Origin of the sequence: Patulibacter defluvii, assembly GCF_034096925.1 — a bacterium.
In the GTDB taxonomy this organism is placed as follows: Bacteria; Actinomycetota; Thermoleophilia; order Solirubrobacterales; family Solirubrobacteraceae; genus Patulibacter; species Patulibacter defluvii.
This window is the reverse complement of sequence record NZ_JAWZSQ010000027.1, coordinates 1-13,815: the sequence shown is the minus strand read 5'-3', so window position 1 is coordinate 13,815 and position 13,815 is coordinate 1. Positions and strand designations below refer to the sequence as shown.

Genomic DNA, 13,815 nt, shown 5'->3' with positions numbered 1-13,815 from the left:
GCGGTGTTCGCTGAGATCGTCGTAGTTCGAGCGCGCGCCATCAAATGTGCGTTGCTGGCCTTCGCTGTCGGCTGCGCCGCGCTCTCGCTGGGCGGCGCGATTAGCTCCGCGCCTCCTGCGGATCGTGGGATGGTCGTTGCGATCTCTGTGGCAATGGCGGCCCTCACGGCCGCCGTGATCGCGCGCATTTGCTGGTCGGCTGTGGTCGTGTCCGAGCAAGGGGTGCGGGTGCGTAATCCGATCCGATCACACACTGTCTGCTGGGCGGAGATCGAGCGGTTCGACGTTGGACGTGAAACGAATGGCGCGGAGACGGCCACCGTGTGCCTGCGGAACGGCCGTGTGATCCTCGCCCATGGCATTGAGGGGCCGTCGCGTGGGCTCTTTCCGCGCTACCGCGGCGTCGAACGTCGAGTGAAGTGGCTCAACGAGCGCCTCAAGTTGGAGACCGCCTCCGGTCGCCCTCCAACTCCCGCCTAACCCCACCGCCCCTTCTCGCACGACTCGCTCTGGGGGAACGCGCGCACGAGGCAGGACTGGACGGGCTGGCCGCTGCCGGAGCGGGAGAGGGTGCGGGAGTACGCGAAGCGGTTGCCCGATCGTGAGGCGGCGACGATCCGCAGCTCACGACGGGAGGCGACCAGGACGGCGATCTGGCCGGGCTGGGGCTCGGCCGTCACCAGGTGCTCGAGGAACGGTCCGAAGCGTTGCTCGCTGGCGAAGCGGGTCAGCTGCTCGCGCGTGCGACAGGGGACGTAGCTCTCGGTCGAGGCGAAGCAGGTCTCCGCGGCCGAGATCGCTCCTCGCAGCAGGTTCCGCGTCTCCAGGTCCGCGCGCTGCTTGGTTGACGCGGGATCGGGGGCCGGCGCACCCGGCGGCGGGGCCAGGGTGCGCGAGCTGACCTGCGGACCCTCGTCGCCGCAGCCGCCCACCGCTCCGGCCACCAGCAGCGCGACCGCCGCCCCGAACAACGTCCGCCCTCGGGGAGCCGGCCCGGCACCCGTCCCGGCGGCGGTGACAGCGCGGCGCGGAAGCGCTCCGCGGCGGTGGGGAACGCCCGGCATTCGCGGGATCATGGCGATCCGCATGACGCGGCGTCAACCGCCCCGGCTGACGGAATCCGCGCCCGCCGCCGGTCGGTCCAAACGGCCGCCGCCGGTCGTCTGGCCACGCACCGGACCGTCGGCTGGACGGATGGTCCCCGCCGCCGCGCAACGATCACGGACGAACGCCGAGCTGCCGATGGGGGGCTCGGGACGTCCTCTGAATCGGCACGAAATCGGCACAGAGCGACACCCACGGCCAACGCGCCGATGCCTAGCGTTCGACCCTCCGCGCCATGCTCCCGATGCTCATCGCCTTCGCCGCCGCCTTCGGGCTCCTGATCGGCTCGTTCCTCAACGTCGTCGCGTACCGCGTGCCGCTGGGAGCGTCGGTCGCCGGCGGCCGCTCGGCCTGCCCCAGCTGCCACCACCAGATCCGCGCCTACGACAACGTCCCGCTGCTCTCGTGGCTGGTCCTGCGCGGCCACTGCCGCGACTGCGACGCCCCGATCCCGCGCCGCTACCCGCTCGTCGAGGCGACGACCGCGGTGCTCTGGGCGCTGGTCGCCGCCGTCGCCGGCGACACGGTCGACGTCGTGCTCGGCATCGTGCTGGTCACCGCCCTGGTCCCGATCACGCTGATCGACCTCGACCACCAGCGGATCCCGAACGTCATCACCTACCCGGCCGCCGTCGTCGCCCTCGTGGCCGGCACCGCGCTCGATCCCGGGGGCGAGCTGGCCCGCGTCGCCGCCGGGGCCGGGGCCGCCCTCTTCCTGCTCGTGCCGGCGATCATCCGCCCCGACGGGATGGGCATCGGCGACGTCAAGCTGGCCGGCGTCCTCGGCCTCTGCCTCGGCCCCGCCGTCGCCGTCGCGATCCTCGCCGCGCTGGTCGTCGGCAGCCTCACCGGCGCCCTGCTCGCCGCCCGCCACGGCGTCCAGTCCGCGCGCAAGATGCGGATTCCCTTCGGGCCCTACCTCGCCGTCGGCGGGGTGATCGGGATCGTCGCCGGCCAGCCGCTGATCGACGCCTACCTGTCGACGTTCTAGCGCCGTCGCCGGGTCGTCGTACAGACGTCGAGCACGACCGATGCCGCGCGCCTTCGCGCCCCGGGAGACCGATGGACCGTCCAACCCGATGGCCGCTCCCGCCGCTCACCGACCGCCGCACCGCGCCCGCCCGGACGCCGGCTTCACGCTGGTCGAGATCCTGGTGGTGATCCTGATCATCGGGCTGCTCTCGGCGATCGCGCTGCCCAGCTTCCTCGGCCAGCGCGCCAAGGCCCAGGACGCCGTCGCCAAGCACGCGGTCGTCGCGACCGCCCGGCTGGTCGAGGCCTGCGCCGCCGACGAGGACGGCTACGACGGCTGCGACCGGCCGAGCCGGCTGGCGCCCCGCGCCGGCCAGGCGAACGCCACCGGCCTGCCGATCGTGGTCACGGTCGGCGGGGCCGACCCGGCCGAGGGCGAGGTCGCGGTGACCGAGGCCGACGACGACCACTTCGTCGTCGTCGGACGCTCGCGCGCCGGCGAGCGCTTCGCCTACGAGCGGGTCGGTCGCGGACTGGTCTCGCGGATCTGCTCCCCGGCCGGCGCCAACGGCTGCCCGGAGGACGGGACGTGGTGACCCGCGCCCCGCGCCGCCGCCCCCGGGCGCTCCACGGCGGACGGTCGCTCGGCCACCGCTCGCGGGCGCTGCTGCGGGCGCTCGTCGCCCGGATCCGGCGGACGGGCGGCGGCTGGTCCCTCCGTGCCCGCGCGAACCGGGCCGCGGCGGCGTCGCCGGCGACGGCGGGCGTCCAGACGGTGGCCAGCGGGTGCGTCGGACGAGCGTCCACGGCGGCGGCGTCCCGTCAAGCGACGCCCGATCGCCGGTCGATGCGTCCACCGACCCCGAGACACCGTCATGCCACGCCGCCAGCTCACTCTCCCGCGCCTGCCCTCCCGGCCCGCGCCCCGCCGCCCGTCGGCCAGCGCCCCGGTCACCGGGGTGCGGATCGGCGCCACCCACGTCGGACTCGCCTGCGCGGCCGCCCCTCGCGGCCCGCTGACCGCCCGCGCCTCGGCCTCGGCGGTGCTGCCGCCCGGGGCCGTCCGCGACGGCGAGGTGGTCGACGCGATCGCCGTCGCCCAGGCCCTCCGCCAGGCCGTCGAGGGCCGCAACGGCTTCGGCAAGCAGGTCCGCCTGGGCGTCGGCTGCCAGAAGGTCGCCGTCCGCGTCCTCGACCTGCCGCCGGTCCAGAACGAGGACGACCTCGAGGCCGCCGTCCGGATGCTCGCCCGCGAGCGGATCCCGACCGCCGCCGACGACGCCCTGATCGACTACCGGATGCTGACCGACCTGCCGGGCGCCGACGGCGAGCCGCCGGTCCGCCGCGCGCTGGTGGTCGCCGCCCGCCGCGAGCTGGTCGACGGCCAGATCGCCGCGGTCAAGGCCGCCGGGCTGGAGCCGGTCGGCGTCGACCTGCTCGCCTTCGGCCTGGCCCGGATGGTCCAGCCCTCCGAGCCGACGATGCTGCTCGACCTGGACGGCGTGACCACGCTGGCCCTGGCCGACCCGGACGGCTGCCAGTTCGTCCGCACGATCCCCGCCGGCGTCCAGTCGGCCGCCGAGGACCTGGCGCGTCGCGCCGGCCTCGAGGTCGAGGACGCCGCCGGCGGCCTGCTCGGCGACCAGGCGCTCGACCCCGAGGCCACCACAGAGGCCCGCGCCGTCGTCGCCCGCACGATCCGCGCGATCGCCACCACCGTCCGCACCTCGGTCGAGTTCCACGTCGAGCAGGAGGACGGCGCCGCGCCGCAGCTGTGCGTCGTCAGCGGCCCGCTCGCCGGCCTGGAGGGCGTCTCCGCGCTGCTCTCCGAGGCGCTCGACCTGCCCGTCCATCCCGCCGCCGCGCTCGCCGGCGGCGCCGATCCCGTGGCGCTCGGCCTGAGCGTGGAGGAGAGCTGATCATGAGGGCCGTCAACCTGCTGCCCGTCGAGGAGCGCGCCGGAGCGCGCAGCGCCACGACGAGCCGTCTCACCCCGTGGCACGGCATCGCCGGCGTCGGCGCGGTCGTCGTGGTCGCCCAGGTCGGCATGTGGGCGATGGCCCGCCACGACACCTCGAGCGCTCGCGAGGCCGAGGCCGCCGCCACCGCCCGCGCCGCCAGCGCGCAGGCCCAGGTCAACCGCCTGCAGCCGGTGGTCGCGCTCGACCGTCGCCGCCAGACCCGCGAGGATGCCGTCGTCGCGCTCGCCCAGGGCCGCACCGACTGGGCGATGGTGCTGCAGTCGGTGGCCGGGGCGCTCCCGAGCCAGGTCGGCATCACCAAGCTGACCGCCCAGGCCCAGGGCGCGACCGCATCCTCCGGCGGCGCCGCCGTGCCCGCCGGCCTCGGCGGCCAGGGCAGCGTCGCGATCAACGGCTGCGCCGACAACCAGCGGCGCGTCGCCACCACGCTGATCGCCCTCCGGCGGCTGCCGCAGGTGGCCGACATCGCGCTCAACCAGACCGCCGACAGCGCCAAGGCCGGGTCCGGCGGGTCGACCGCCGGCGGCGGCTGCCGGCGCGTGACGATGGACGCCGCGCTCGGCCTGGCGCCGACGACCACGCTCGACCTGGTCCCGGCCAAGGGCGCTGCGACCGCCGCCGTGCCGGCCGATCCGAGCGCCGCGCCCGCCACCCCGGACAACGCCACCCAGGCCGCCGCCGGCGGCACGAACGGAGCAGGCCGATGACCGAGAAGATGCGCATGATGCTGGCCGGCGTCGCCGTGCTGGCCGGCGGGGTCCTGCTGTGGATGGTCCTCGTGACCCCCGCCCGCGACGATCGCGACGCCGCCCAGCAGGCGCGCGACGCGGCCGAGGCCCAGGCGACCCAGGTTCAGACCGAGCTGACGCAGTCCCGCCAGGCCGCCGAGCGCGCGCCGGAGAACGTCCGCGAGCTGCGGCGCCTCGGCGTCGCGGTGCCGGAGAAGGTCGAGGCGGCCCAGCTGATCGAGCAGCTCGACAGCACCGCCAAGCGCTACGGCGTGACCTTCGAGGTCCTGAAGGTCAACGACGCCGCGGCCTCGGCCGCGCCGACGCCCGCCGCGACCCCCGACCCGGCCGTCCAGGCCGCCGACGGCGTCGCCAAGGCGAACGCCAGCCAGGACCAGCTGAACGCGACCACCAGCACGCCGGCCAACGGCAGCACGACGTCGACCACCCCGGCGCCGGCCGCGGGCGCGGCCGCGAGCGGCACCGCCGCCGCGCCGATCACCGCCGGCACCGCCCCGGGCAGCGTCCCCGTCAGCCTCAGCGTCCAGGTCGGCGGCAGCTACGTCGCCGTCACCCGCTTCGTCAAGTCGGTCCAGGGCAGCGTCCGCTCGCGCGGCGAGCGGATCCTGGCCAAGGGCCGGCTGCTGCGGGTCAACTCGGTCGACCTCTCGGTCGGCGACGAGCAGGGCTCGCGCTCGCTCTCGGGCACGCTCGACGTGGTCGCCTACCTGCTGCCGGCCGAGCGCGCGCCCACCACGCCAGCCGCCGCCACCACTCCGACCGGAGCCCAGCCATGAGCAGTCGTTCCCTCCGCGACCGGTCGGCGCAGGTCGACCCGCTGCTGGCCGTCGTGGTCGGCGGGGCCCTCGTCGTCGGCGGCGGCCTCGCCGTCTGGGGCAGCGGTCAGGACACCGCCCCGGTCGCCAACGACCCCGCGGCCGCGCTGACCGCCCCCGGCGACGACGCCCTCACCGCCCGCGCCCTGCAGGCGGTCGCGGCCGCCAACCGCGACGGGGCCGTCCCGGTCACGACCGAGGCGACCGCGCTGCGGCAGGCCCGCCGGGCGAGCGCCTCGGGCCGCACCACCGATCCCTTCGCCCGCGGGGCGGCGGCGGTCGCGCAGGCCGCGACCGCGTCGACCCCGAGCGGCGGGTCGGGAACGAGCGTGGCCGACAAGGCCCGCAACGCGGTCGCGACCGCCAACGCCGCCAGCAACGCGGCCGCCGGCGGCGCGACGGCGACGACCAGCGTCACGCCGACCACCCCGGTCACCAGCCCGGCGACCGGCCCGACCGCGGTCGGCGGCGGCAGCGTCCAGGACCAGCGGCGGGTGCTGGCCAAGCTGGCGCCGCGGGTCAGCATGCGGGTCAAGACCTCGGCCAGCCGCCGTTCGCGCTCGCGGCTGAAGCTGGGGACCCTGCTCCCCAACAGCCGCCACGCCGTGGCCCGGATCGTCGACGTCTCCGCCAGCGGGAAGGTCGTGACCCTGCGGCTCGACCGCGGCGTGACCCTGCCGCACCCGCAGTCGAAGGGCACCGTCTGCGTCGCCCGCTTCCGCGACGGCGCCAAGGGCTGCCGGCTGGTGCACGTGCGCGCGGGGCGGACCGCGGTCCTGCGGGCGCCCGAGCGCCGCGGCGAGCCGGGTGACGTCACCGCCGTGCGGATCCTGGCCGTCTGGCGCGGCCAGGTGCGGCTGACGGCGCGCTAGCGCGCCGGGCTCGGTGGGCGGCCTCGCGCGCGGGCCGCCCACGGGGGCACGTCCGTAGAATCGTGCCCCATGGCGCTGACCCTCACCACCGCGGGCGAGTCCCACGGACCCGGCCTGACGACCCTGGTCGAGGGGCTGCCCGCCGGCCTCGAGCTCGATCGCGACGAGATGAACCGCGACATGGCCCGGCGGCAGCTGGGCCACGGCCGCGGCGGGCGGATGAAGATCGAGAGCGACACGGCCGAGGTCACCGCCGGGGTCCGCCACGGCCGCACGCTCGGCGGGCCGATCGCCCTCCAGGTCGCCAACCGCGACTACGCCAACTGGGAGGAGCGGATGAACCCGTGGCCGGTCGAGGCCGACGTGCCGCCGGTCCACATGCCGCGGCCCGGCCACGCCGACCTGGTCGGGGTCTGGAAGTACGGCCACGAGGACGTCCGCAACATCCTCGAGCGCGCGTCGGCCCGCGAGACGGCGGCGCGGGTGGCCGGGGGCGCGCTGGCGAAGGCGTTCCTGCGCGCGGTCGGCGTCGAGATCCGCTCGCACGTGACCCAGATCGGGCCGGTGGTCGTGCCGACCCGCGAGCAGCCGCTGGCGGTCGCCGACTTCGAGGGCGTCGACGGCGATCCGGTCCGCTGCCTCGATCCGGAGAGCTCGAAGGCGATGGTCTCCCACATCACCGCCGAGCGGAAGAACAACGAGTCGATCGGCGGCACCTACGAGGTGCTGGTCTTCGGCCTCCACCCGGGCATCGGCTCGCACGTCTCCTGGAACGAGCGGCTGGACGGCCGGCTGGCCCAGGCGATCTGCTCGATCCAGGCCCACAAGGGCGTCGAGTTCGGCGACGGCTTCGCGCTGGCGGCGACGCCGGGCTCGCAGGCCCAGGACGAGATCTTCGGGCCCGACGAGGACGGCGAGGGGATCCACCGCCACACCAACCACGCCGGCGGCCTGGAGGGCGGCATGACCACGGGCCAGACGCTGGTGGTGCGCGCGGTCGTCAAGCCGATCCCGACGATCACCAAGCCGCTGCGCTCGATCGACCTCTCGACCGGCGAGCCGGCGAAGGCGCTGCGCGAGCGGACCGACAACTGCGTCGTGCCGGCCGCCGGCGTCGTCGGCGAGGCGATGATCGCCTTCGTCCTCGCCTCGGCCTACCGCGAGAAGTTCGGCGGCGACCACATCGACGACGTCCGGGCCGCGATCGCCGCCTACGAGGACCGGATCGGCTGGGTCGGCGCCCGGGCGCGCGCCGGCGCGTAGCTCGCCTCCCGTCGCCGGGCGGCTTCGTCCGGCGATGTCGACCACTCGATCGCGGGCATCGGCCATGTCAGTCCGCCCGCGGCCAGCAGGTTTCCGCGGCCGATCAGCCGGTCGACGGCCCGGCATCGCCATCCGGGCCACCAGAGCAGCAGCTGCCCGCCCCGCTGGGGCCCGACGCCGGTCCAGCGGATGCCGTGGAGCAGGACGGTGGCCCGCCGTACGACGGCCAGCTCCACCCGCCGGTGGCGCATCGCCGCAGTCAGCGCCCGCTGGTCGAGCACCTGGACGCGGACCGACCAGCCCGGCAGCGCCCGCCGCAGCGCCGCGGCGACGCCGGCGGCGGTGGCCCGGCACCCCGGCAGCGCGGCGATCCGGATCACCCCGACCCGGGCAGCGGCGATCGCCCGGGCTCGCTCGCCGACCTGGGCCACGGCCACCAGCGCCCGGCGCGCGACCTCCAGCAGCGCGACCCCCTCGGCGGTCAGCGCCACCCGCCGGCTGGTCCGTCGCACCAGCGGCGTCCCGACGGTCGTCTCCAGCCGCACCAGCAGCCCGCTGATGGCGGCGGTCGTCACGCCGAGTCGTTCGCCGGCCCGGCCGAAGTGCCCGCAGTCGGCGAGCGCCACCAGGGCCTCCAGCTGTCGCATCGGGAGCATGGCTCGACGCTAGGCCACCTGAACGGTCCCGCACGAGGCGTCACCGAATCGGCACCGAGTCGGTGCGGTCCGGGCACGGCGTGGAGCAGTGGTGGCGGTGTTGGAGGAGGGGCTGACGATCGGGAACGAGGCGGAGTGCGCGGAGCGCGCATCGAGCGGGCCGGCGGGCGAAGCCGGGGGAGGGCGGAGCAGGCCCGGTTCGCCGATACCGGTATCGCGGCAGGGCGACGGGTGGCCGGATCGCGAACAGACCGCGTGCGGGCGGATCGCGAACGGGACGGCACGGGGACGGACCGCGGACGGGAAGGCGTGCGGGCGGATCGCGAACAGGGCCGCGCGCGGGCGGAACGAGGAGGGCGGACCGTCGAGCCTCCCGCGGGGCCTCGCTCGGAGATCGTTCACGTCGCCTGAACGATCGGAGAGCGCGCTCGTCGGAGAGGGCACCTCCGGCTCCGACCGATCGACCGGCCGGCCATGCGTGCCCGGGCCTCCGCTGCCCTTGGTCTGGACGGGAACGGCGGTCGCGGACGACCGTCAGGACGGGAACGCGTCCACCGTCCGGGTCGGGAATGCGGCGGGCGTCCGGGACGGCGGGCGCCGGGTGGGCCGGGCTCCACGCTCGCTTGGTCGCCGATGCCGGGCGGCGCCGCCCACCACCGTCTCCGCCGCCCACCGGTCTCCATCCTCCGTGCGGGCCAGGCGGCGGCGGGGAGGCGGGGGTGGGGCGACCGCGCGGGCGGGAGCGCGACCGTAGACTTGCCCGCCTATGACGCGACCCGCCATCGTCCTGATCGGCTTCATGGGCGCCGGCAAGACGACCGGCGGCCGGATGTTCGCCAGCGCGCTGCGGTCGAAGCTGATCGACACCGACAAGCGGATCGAGCGGCGGGTCGGATCGTCGCTGCCCGACTACTTCGCCGCCCACGGCGAGCCGGCCTTCCGGGCGGTCGAGGAGGAGGTCGTCGGCGAGCTGTTGGAGGCGGCCGACGGCGGGGTCATCGCCCTCGGGGGCGGCACGCTCCAGTCCGAGCGCGTCCGGCGGGCGCTGGAGCGGCACACCGTCGTGCTGCTGCACGTCAGCCGCACCACCGCCTGGAAGCGGGCCAAGCGCTCCGACCGGCCGCTGGCCCGCGACCGAGCCCAGTTCGACCGCCTGTACGAGCAGCGGCAGGCGGTCTACGAGCAGGTCGCCGACGTGATCCTGCCCGAGGTCGACCGGCAGCTGCTGAGGCCGGCCGTCGACGTGATCGCCGAGGCCCACGGGGCCAAGGGCACCACGTTGCTGTGGGCCCACACGGCCTCCGGCGGCTACCCGGTCTGGCTCCGTCCCGGGCTGCTCCGCGAGCTGCCGCCGTGGCCGCTGCCGGAGAGCTCGCGGCGGTTCGCCGTCACCGACGAGAACGTGGCCGAGCACCACGCCGGCCGCGTGCCTGGGCTCAGCGGGCTGATCGAGATGCCGCCCGGCGAGGCCCACAAGACGCTGGCCACCTGCGAGCGGATGTGGAGCGCGCTGGTCGAGCAGGGCGCCACCCGGGCCGACCACGTGGTCGCGATCGGCGGCGGCGTCGTCGGCGACCTGGCCGGCTTCGTGGCCGCCACCTTCCAGCGCGGGATCCCCGTCGTCCAGGTGCCGACCACGCTGGTCGCCCAGGTCGACAGCGCCTACGGGGGCAAGACCGGCGTCGACCTGCCGGCGGCCAAGAACTACGTCGGCGCCTACCACCAGCCGGCCGCGGTGATGGTCGATCCCGACGTGCTCGCCACGCTGCCGCCCGCGGAGCTGGCCGCCGGCTACGCCGAGGTGGTCAAGACCGCCCTGATCGCCGGCGGGGCGCTGTGGGACCAGGTCGCCGCCGGCGGACCGGTCGACCCGCTGGTGGTGCTGCGCTGCGCCCGCACCAAGCTGCAGGTGGTCGCCGACGACGAGCGCGACGGCGGACGCCGGCAGGTGCTCAACCTGGGCCACACCATCGGCCACGCGATCGAGACCGTCACCGACTACCGCCGCTACCGCCACGGCGAGGCGGTCGGCCTGGGCCTGCTCGCCGCGCTGCGGCTCTCCGGGCGCGAGGACCTGCGCGACCAGGTCGCCGGGCTGCTGGCCCACGCCGGGCTGCCGACCACGATCGACCGCTCGATCGACGTCGACGAGGTCCACGCCGCGACCGCCCGCGACAAGAAGCGGCTGGGCAGCGCGCCGGTGCCGTTCGTCGTCGTCCGCGAGCCGGGCGACGTGCGCTACGGCCAGCAGATCGCCGACCGCGACGTGCGGGCCGCGATCGAGGAGCTGACGGCGGCCTGAGGCGCCCGCGGCCGGCCGGGCGCCGGCCGCACGTCGGACCGCGGCGCGACCGTGCGACGATGCGGCGATGCGCCGATTCCGCGTCGCCGTCGTGCACGGCGTGAACCTCGATCAGCTCGGACGACGCGACCCGGGGCACTACGGCGGAGGGACCTTCCGCGACCTCGAGCGGCAGATCGCCGACTACGCCGGCGAGCTGCAGCTGGTCCCGCGCTTCTTCCAGACCAACCACGAGGGCGCGCTGGTCGAGTACCTGCACCGGGCCGAGGGCCTGGTCGACGGGATCGTCATCAACCCCGGCGCCTGGACCCACTACGCGTGGGCGATCCGCGACGCGCTCGAGCTGGCCGGCGTGCCCGCGGTCGAGGTCCACCTGTCCGACGTCAGCAAGCGCGAGCCGTGGCGGCACCACTCGGTGATCTCCGCCCTCTGCGTCGCGACGATCACCGGCAAGGGCCCGGCCGGCTACCGCGAGGCGCTCGAGCTCCTGCGCGACGAGCTGCGCGCCCGCGCGCCGGAGCCCGAGCCGGCGCCGGAGCCCGTCCCCGCGCCCGCCCCGGCCGCGACCGCGGAGCCCGCCGACGAGCCCGTCGCGTCGACCACCGACGACGACGGCGATAGCGTCGAGCAGCCCGAGCCGTCCCGCGAGGAGGAAGCCGCATCGTGAACGCCCCCGTCACCGAAACCGTCCCGGCGGCCCGCGCCGAGCAGCTGGCGGCCGCCGTCGCCGAGCGCGACCTCGACGCCCTGGTCGTCACCGACCTGGTCGACATCCGCTGGCTGACCGGCTTCACCGGCTCCAACGCCGTGGTCGTCGTCGGCCCGGCCCGCACCGACGGCCCGCTGCTGCGGTTCCTGACCGACTTCCGCTACGTCACCCAGGCAGCCGAGCAGGTGCCCGACCCGTGGCAGCGGATCGACGGCGGCCGCGACCTCGGCGGCGCCGGGCTGGTCGCGCACCTGCCGGAGGGCGCCCGCCGGGTCGGCTTCGACGCCGGCCACCTGACCGTCGCCGCCCACGACCGGCTGCGCGGGGCGCTGCCCGAGGGCGTCGAGCTGCGGCCGGCGGCCCTGATCGGCGACCTCCGCGCGGTCAAGGACGAGGGCGAGGTCGCCCGGATCCGGGCCGCCGCCGAGCTGGCCGACGCGGCTTTCCGCGAGGTCGTGCTGGAGGGTCCGGTGGTCGGCCGGACCGAGGCCGCCGTCGCGCTCGACCTGGAGATCGCGATGCGCCGGCTCGGCGCCAGCGGCAACAGCTTCGATCCGATCGTCGCCGCCGGCGCGCACGGGGCGCTGCCCCACGCCAGCCCGCGCGACGTCGAGATCCCGGCCGGGGTCCTGCTGACCGTCGACTGGGGCGCGATCCTCGACGGCTACTGCTCGGACTGCACGCGGACGGTCGCCACCGGGCCGGTAAGCGACCGCGCGCGCGACGTCTACGCGCTCGTGCTCGACGCCCAGCAGCGGTCGCTGGCCGCGGTCCGGGCGGGGGCGGGGGCCCGCGACGTCGACGCCGTCGCGCGCGAGATCATCGCCGCCGCCGGCCACGGCGAGCACTTCGGCCACGGCCTCGGCCACGGCGTCGGGCTCGAGATCCACGAGCCGCCGACCCTCAGCCCGCGCGGCGCCGGGGCGCTGCGCGCGGGCGAGATCGTCACCGTCGAGCCCGGCGTCTACCTGCCGGGCGAGCTCGGCGTCCGGATCGAGGACCTCGCCGTCGTCACCGCCGACGGCAGCGAGGTGCTCAACACGCTGCCGAAGGACCTCGTCACCGTCGGCTGAGCTAGGCGGCGTCGCCCGCGACCGCCGTGGCCGCGGCGCCGCGGGCGGCGGTCCGCGGCCGCGAGCGCCACGCTTCGACCGCCACGACCAGGGCGACGACGACCACCAGCGCGCCGAAGACCCGGAAGGTCGGCTCCAGCCCGAGGCGGTCGACGACCAGCCCGGCGGCCAGCGCGGGCAGCGAGAGCGAGGCGTAGGCGACCACGTAGAAGGCCGACATCACCTCGCCCCGGTGGTGGTCGGGCACGACCGCGGTCAGCGCCCGCAGCCCGCCGAGGAAGGCGACGCCGAAGCCCATCCCGGTGACCGCGGTGGCGGCGAGGAAGAGCACGGCCGAGCCGACCGAGAGCGAGCCGACGACCAGCGCCATCCCGCCGGCCAGCGCCAGCGAGCCGATCGCCGTCGCCCGCCAGGGGGCGACGTGGTGGAAGAGCACCTGGGCGACCGCGCCCGACCCGGCGAGGGCGAGCGCCGCCGCCCCGCCGGCCAGGTGGCTGCGGGTGTCGAGCAGCTGCGCCACCAGCTCGGGCCCGATCGAGAGGAAGAGCCCGCCGATCGACCACGAGGAGAGGACGCCGAGGCCGGCGAGCAGGAACGGCCGCCGGATCGACCGCGGGACCCGCGGCGCCTGCGGCCGCAGCCGCGGCCGCCGGCGCTCGGCGACCGGCTCGGGCATCGCCCGCACGCCGGCCAGCAGGACCGCGAAGAGGACCAGCAGCAGCAGGTAGGGGGTGCGCTGCGGCGCCGGCCCGTACTGGACGAGCAGGGCGGAGACGAACGCCCCCAGGCCCAGCCCGCCGGCGCTGGCGGTGCCGTTGGCCAGGCCGGCGCCGTGGGCGTCGCGGCGGGGGTGCAGGTCGAGCAGGGCGGCGCTGGCCGCGCCCATCGCGGCGCCGGTCGCCAGGCCCTGGATCGCGCGGGCGACGAACAGCGTCGCCAGCCCGTCGGCGACGGCGAACAGTGCGCTGGCCACCAGCAGCGCGAGCAACGCGACGGTCAGCACGGGCCGCCGGCCGACCTCGTCGGAGATCCGTCCGACCAGCAGCAGCGTGGTCAGGACGCCGAAGGCGTAGACGGCGAAGACGAGGGTCAGGACGAAGGGCGAGAAGTGCCACTGCTCGCGGTAGACCTCGTAGAGCGGCGAGGGGGTGGCGGACGCGAACAGCGCCAGCCCGATCACCGCGGCCATCAGCAGGTAGGCGGCGTGCGGGCCGAGCGTGCGGCGGGGGGCGGGCGAGGACCTGCACGTGGAGGGCGAGACGAAGGTCTTCGACACGATCGGCAGCGACCGCGGGCAGCCGGCCCACCGCCACTTCTG

At 76.1% G+C, this 13,815-nt stretch carries 14 protein-coding genes; 11 read left to right on the top strand and 3 right to left on the bottom strand.

The window, feature by feature from the left end:
* The first annotated feature begins 3 nt into the window (after positions 1-3).
* Positions 4-480, top strand: coding sequence for a PH domain-containing protein (locus SH587_RS21260; RefSeq protein WP_320672661.1), 477 nt, complete (start codon positions 4-6; stop codon positions 478-480).
* On the opposite strand, the gene SH587_RS21255 is transcribed toward SH587_RS21260, so the two are convergent.
* Positions 477-971, bottom strand: coding sequence for a hypothetical protein (locus SH587_RS21255; protein WP_320672660.1), 495 nt, complete (start codon positions 969-971; stop codon positions 477-479). The genes SH587_RS21260 and SH587_RS21255 overlap by 4 nt on opposite strands.
* Before the next feature lie 368 nt (positions 972-1,339).
* Here SH587_RS21255 and SH587_RS21250 point away from each other — a divergent pair, with 368 nt between their 5' ends.
* From SH587_RS21250 to aroC, 7 genes are all read left to right on the top strand, one after another.
* Complete coding sequence (locus SH587_RS21250) at positions 1,340-2,095, top strand: prepilin peptidase (protein WP_320672659.1); 756 nt, start codon at positions 1,340-1,342, stop codon at positions 2,093-2,095.
* A gap of 88 nt (positions 2,096-2,183) precedes the next feature.
* On the top strand, positions 2,184-2,672 hold the full coding sequence (locus SH587_RS21245) for a type IV pilin protein (protein ID WP_320672658.1): 489 nt from the start codon (positions 2,184-2,186) through the stop codon (positions 2,670-2,672).
* Positions 2,673-2,951: 279 nt separating this feature from the next.
* Positions 2,952-3,995 (top strand): pilus assembly protein PilM, encoded by a 1,044-nt coding sequence (gene pilM, locus SH587_RS21240; RefSeq protein WP_320672657.1) that lies wholly within the window; start codon positions 2,952-2,954, stop codon positions 3,993-3,995.
* Positions 3,996-3,997: 2 nt separating this feature from the next.
* On the top strand, positions 3,998-4,765 hold the full coding sequence (locus tag SH587_RS21235; RefSeq protein ID WP_320672656.1) for a PilN family protein: 768 nt from the start codon (positions 3,998-4,000) through the stop codon (positions 4,763-4,765).
* Positions 4,762-5,583, top strand: a complete 822-nt coding sequence (locus tag SH587_RS21230) for a type II secretion system protein GspM (protein WP_320672655.1) — start codon at positions 4,762-4,764, stop codon at positions 5,581-5,583. The genes SH587_RS21235 and SH587_RS21230 overlap by 4 nt, the downstream gene beginning before the upstream one ends.
* The gene (locus SH587_RS21225) at positions 5,580-6,494 is read left to right on the top strand and encodes a hypothetical protein (RefSeq protein WP_320672654.1); all 915 of its coding nucleotides are present in this window, start codon (positions 5,580-5,582) and stop codon (positions 6,492-6,494) included. Before SH587_RS21230 ends, SH587_RS21225 begins: the two co-directional genes overlap by 4 nt.
* A 69-nt stretch (positions 6,495-6,563) precedes the next feature.
* Positions 6,564-7,757: a chorismate synthase gene (aroC, locus tag SH587_RS21220; protein WP_320672653.1), complete on the top strand. Its 1,194-nt coding sequence runs from the start codon at positions 6,564-6,566 to the stop codon at positions 7,755-7,757.
* On the opposite strand, the gene SH587_RS21215 is transcribed toward aroC, so the two are convergent.
* Positions 7,706-8,413 carry a LysR family transcriptional regulator gene (locus tag SH587_RS21215; RefSeq protein WP_320672652.1) on the bottom strand — a complete coding sequence of 236 codons (708 nt, stop codon included), beginning with the start codon at positions 8,411-8,413 and terminating at the stop codon, positions 7,706-7,708. The two genes, aroC and SH587_RS21215, sit on opposite strands and share 52 nt — an antisense overlap.
* A 766-nt stretch (positions 8,414-9,179) precedes the next feature.
* On the opposite strand from SH587_RS21215, the gene SH587_RS21210 reads away from it, so the two are divergent.
* From SH587_RS21210 to SH587_RS21200, 3 genes are all read left to right on the top strand, one after another.
* Positions 9,180-10,715: a bifunctional shikimate kinase/3-dehydroquinate synthase gene (locus SH587_RS21210; protein ID WP_320672651.1), complete on the top strand. Its 1,536-nt coding sequence runs from the start codon at positions 9,180-9,182 to the stop codon at positions 10,713-10,715.
* Between the two features lie 67 nt (positions 10,716-10,782).
* Entirely contained in the window at positions 10,783-11,382 is a 600-nt protein-coding gene (locus SH587_RS21205) for a type II 3-dehydroquinate dehydratase (RefSeq protein WP_320672650.1), read from the top strand.
* On the top strand, positions 11,379-12,497 hold the full coding sequence (locus SH587_RS21200; protein ID WP_320672649.1) for a M24 family metallopeptidase: 1,119 nt from the start codon (positions 11,379-11,381) through the stop codon (positions 12,495-12,497). The genes SH587_RS21205 and SH587_RS21200 overlap by 4 nt, the downstream gene beginning before the upstream one ends.
* A gap of 1 nt (position 12,498) precedes the next feature.
* Here SH587_RS21200 and SH587_RS21195 read toward each other — a convergent pair.
* The coding region (locus tag SH587_RS21195) for an MFS transporter (RefSeq protein ID WP_320672648.1) at positions 12,499-13,815 on the bottom strand (1,317 nt) is incomplete at its 5' end.

Bases quoted from the DNA above. Each gene is read 5' to 3' on its own strand.
- SH587_RS21250 (WP_320672659.1), top strand. From the start codon at position 1,340: ATGCTCCCGATGCTCATCGCCTTCGCCGCCGCCTTCGGGCTCCTGATC.
- SH587_RS21245 (WP_320672658.1), top strand. From the start codon at position 2,184: ATGGCCGCTCCCGCCGCTCACCGACCGCCGCACCGCGCCCGCCCGGAC.
- pilM (WP_320672657.1), top strand. From the start codon at position 2,952: ATGCCACGCCGCCAGCTCACTCTCCCGCGCCTGCCCTCCCGGCCCGCG.
- SH587_RS21235 (WP_320672656.1), top strand. From the start codon at position 3,998: ATGAGGGCCGTCAACCTGCTGCCCGTCGAGGAGCGCGCCGGAGCGCGC.
- SH587_RS21230 (WP_320672655.1), top strand. From the start codon at position 4,762: ATGACCGAGAAGATGCGCATGATGCTGGCCGGCGTCGCCGTGCTGGCC.
- SH587_RS21225 (WP_320672654.1), top strand. From the start codon at position 5,580: ATGAGCAGTCGTTCCCTCCGCGACCGGTCGGCGCAGGTCGACCCGCTG.
- aroC (WP_320672653.1), top strand. From the start codon at position 6,564: ATGGCGCTGACCCTCACCACCGCGGGCGAGTCCCACGGACCCGGCCTG.
- SH587_RS21215 (WP_320672652.1), bottom strand. From the start codon at position 8,413: ATGCTCCCGATGCGACAGCTGGAGGCCCTGGTGGCGCTCGCCGACTGC.
- SH587_RS21210 (WP_320672651.1), top strand. From the start codon at position 9,180: ATGACGCGACCCGCCATCGTCCTGATCGGCTTCATGGGCGCCGGCAAG.
- SH587_RS21205 (WP_320672650.1), top strand. From the start codon at position 10,783: ATGCGCCGATTCCGCGTCGCCGTCGTGCACGGCGTGAACCTCGATCAG.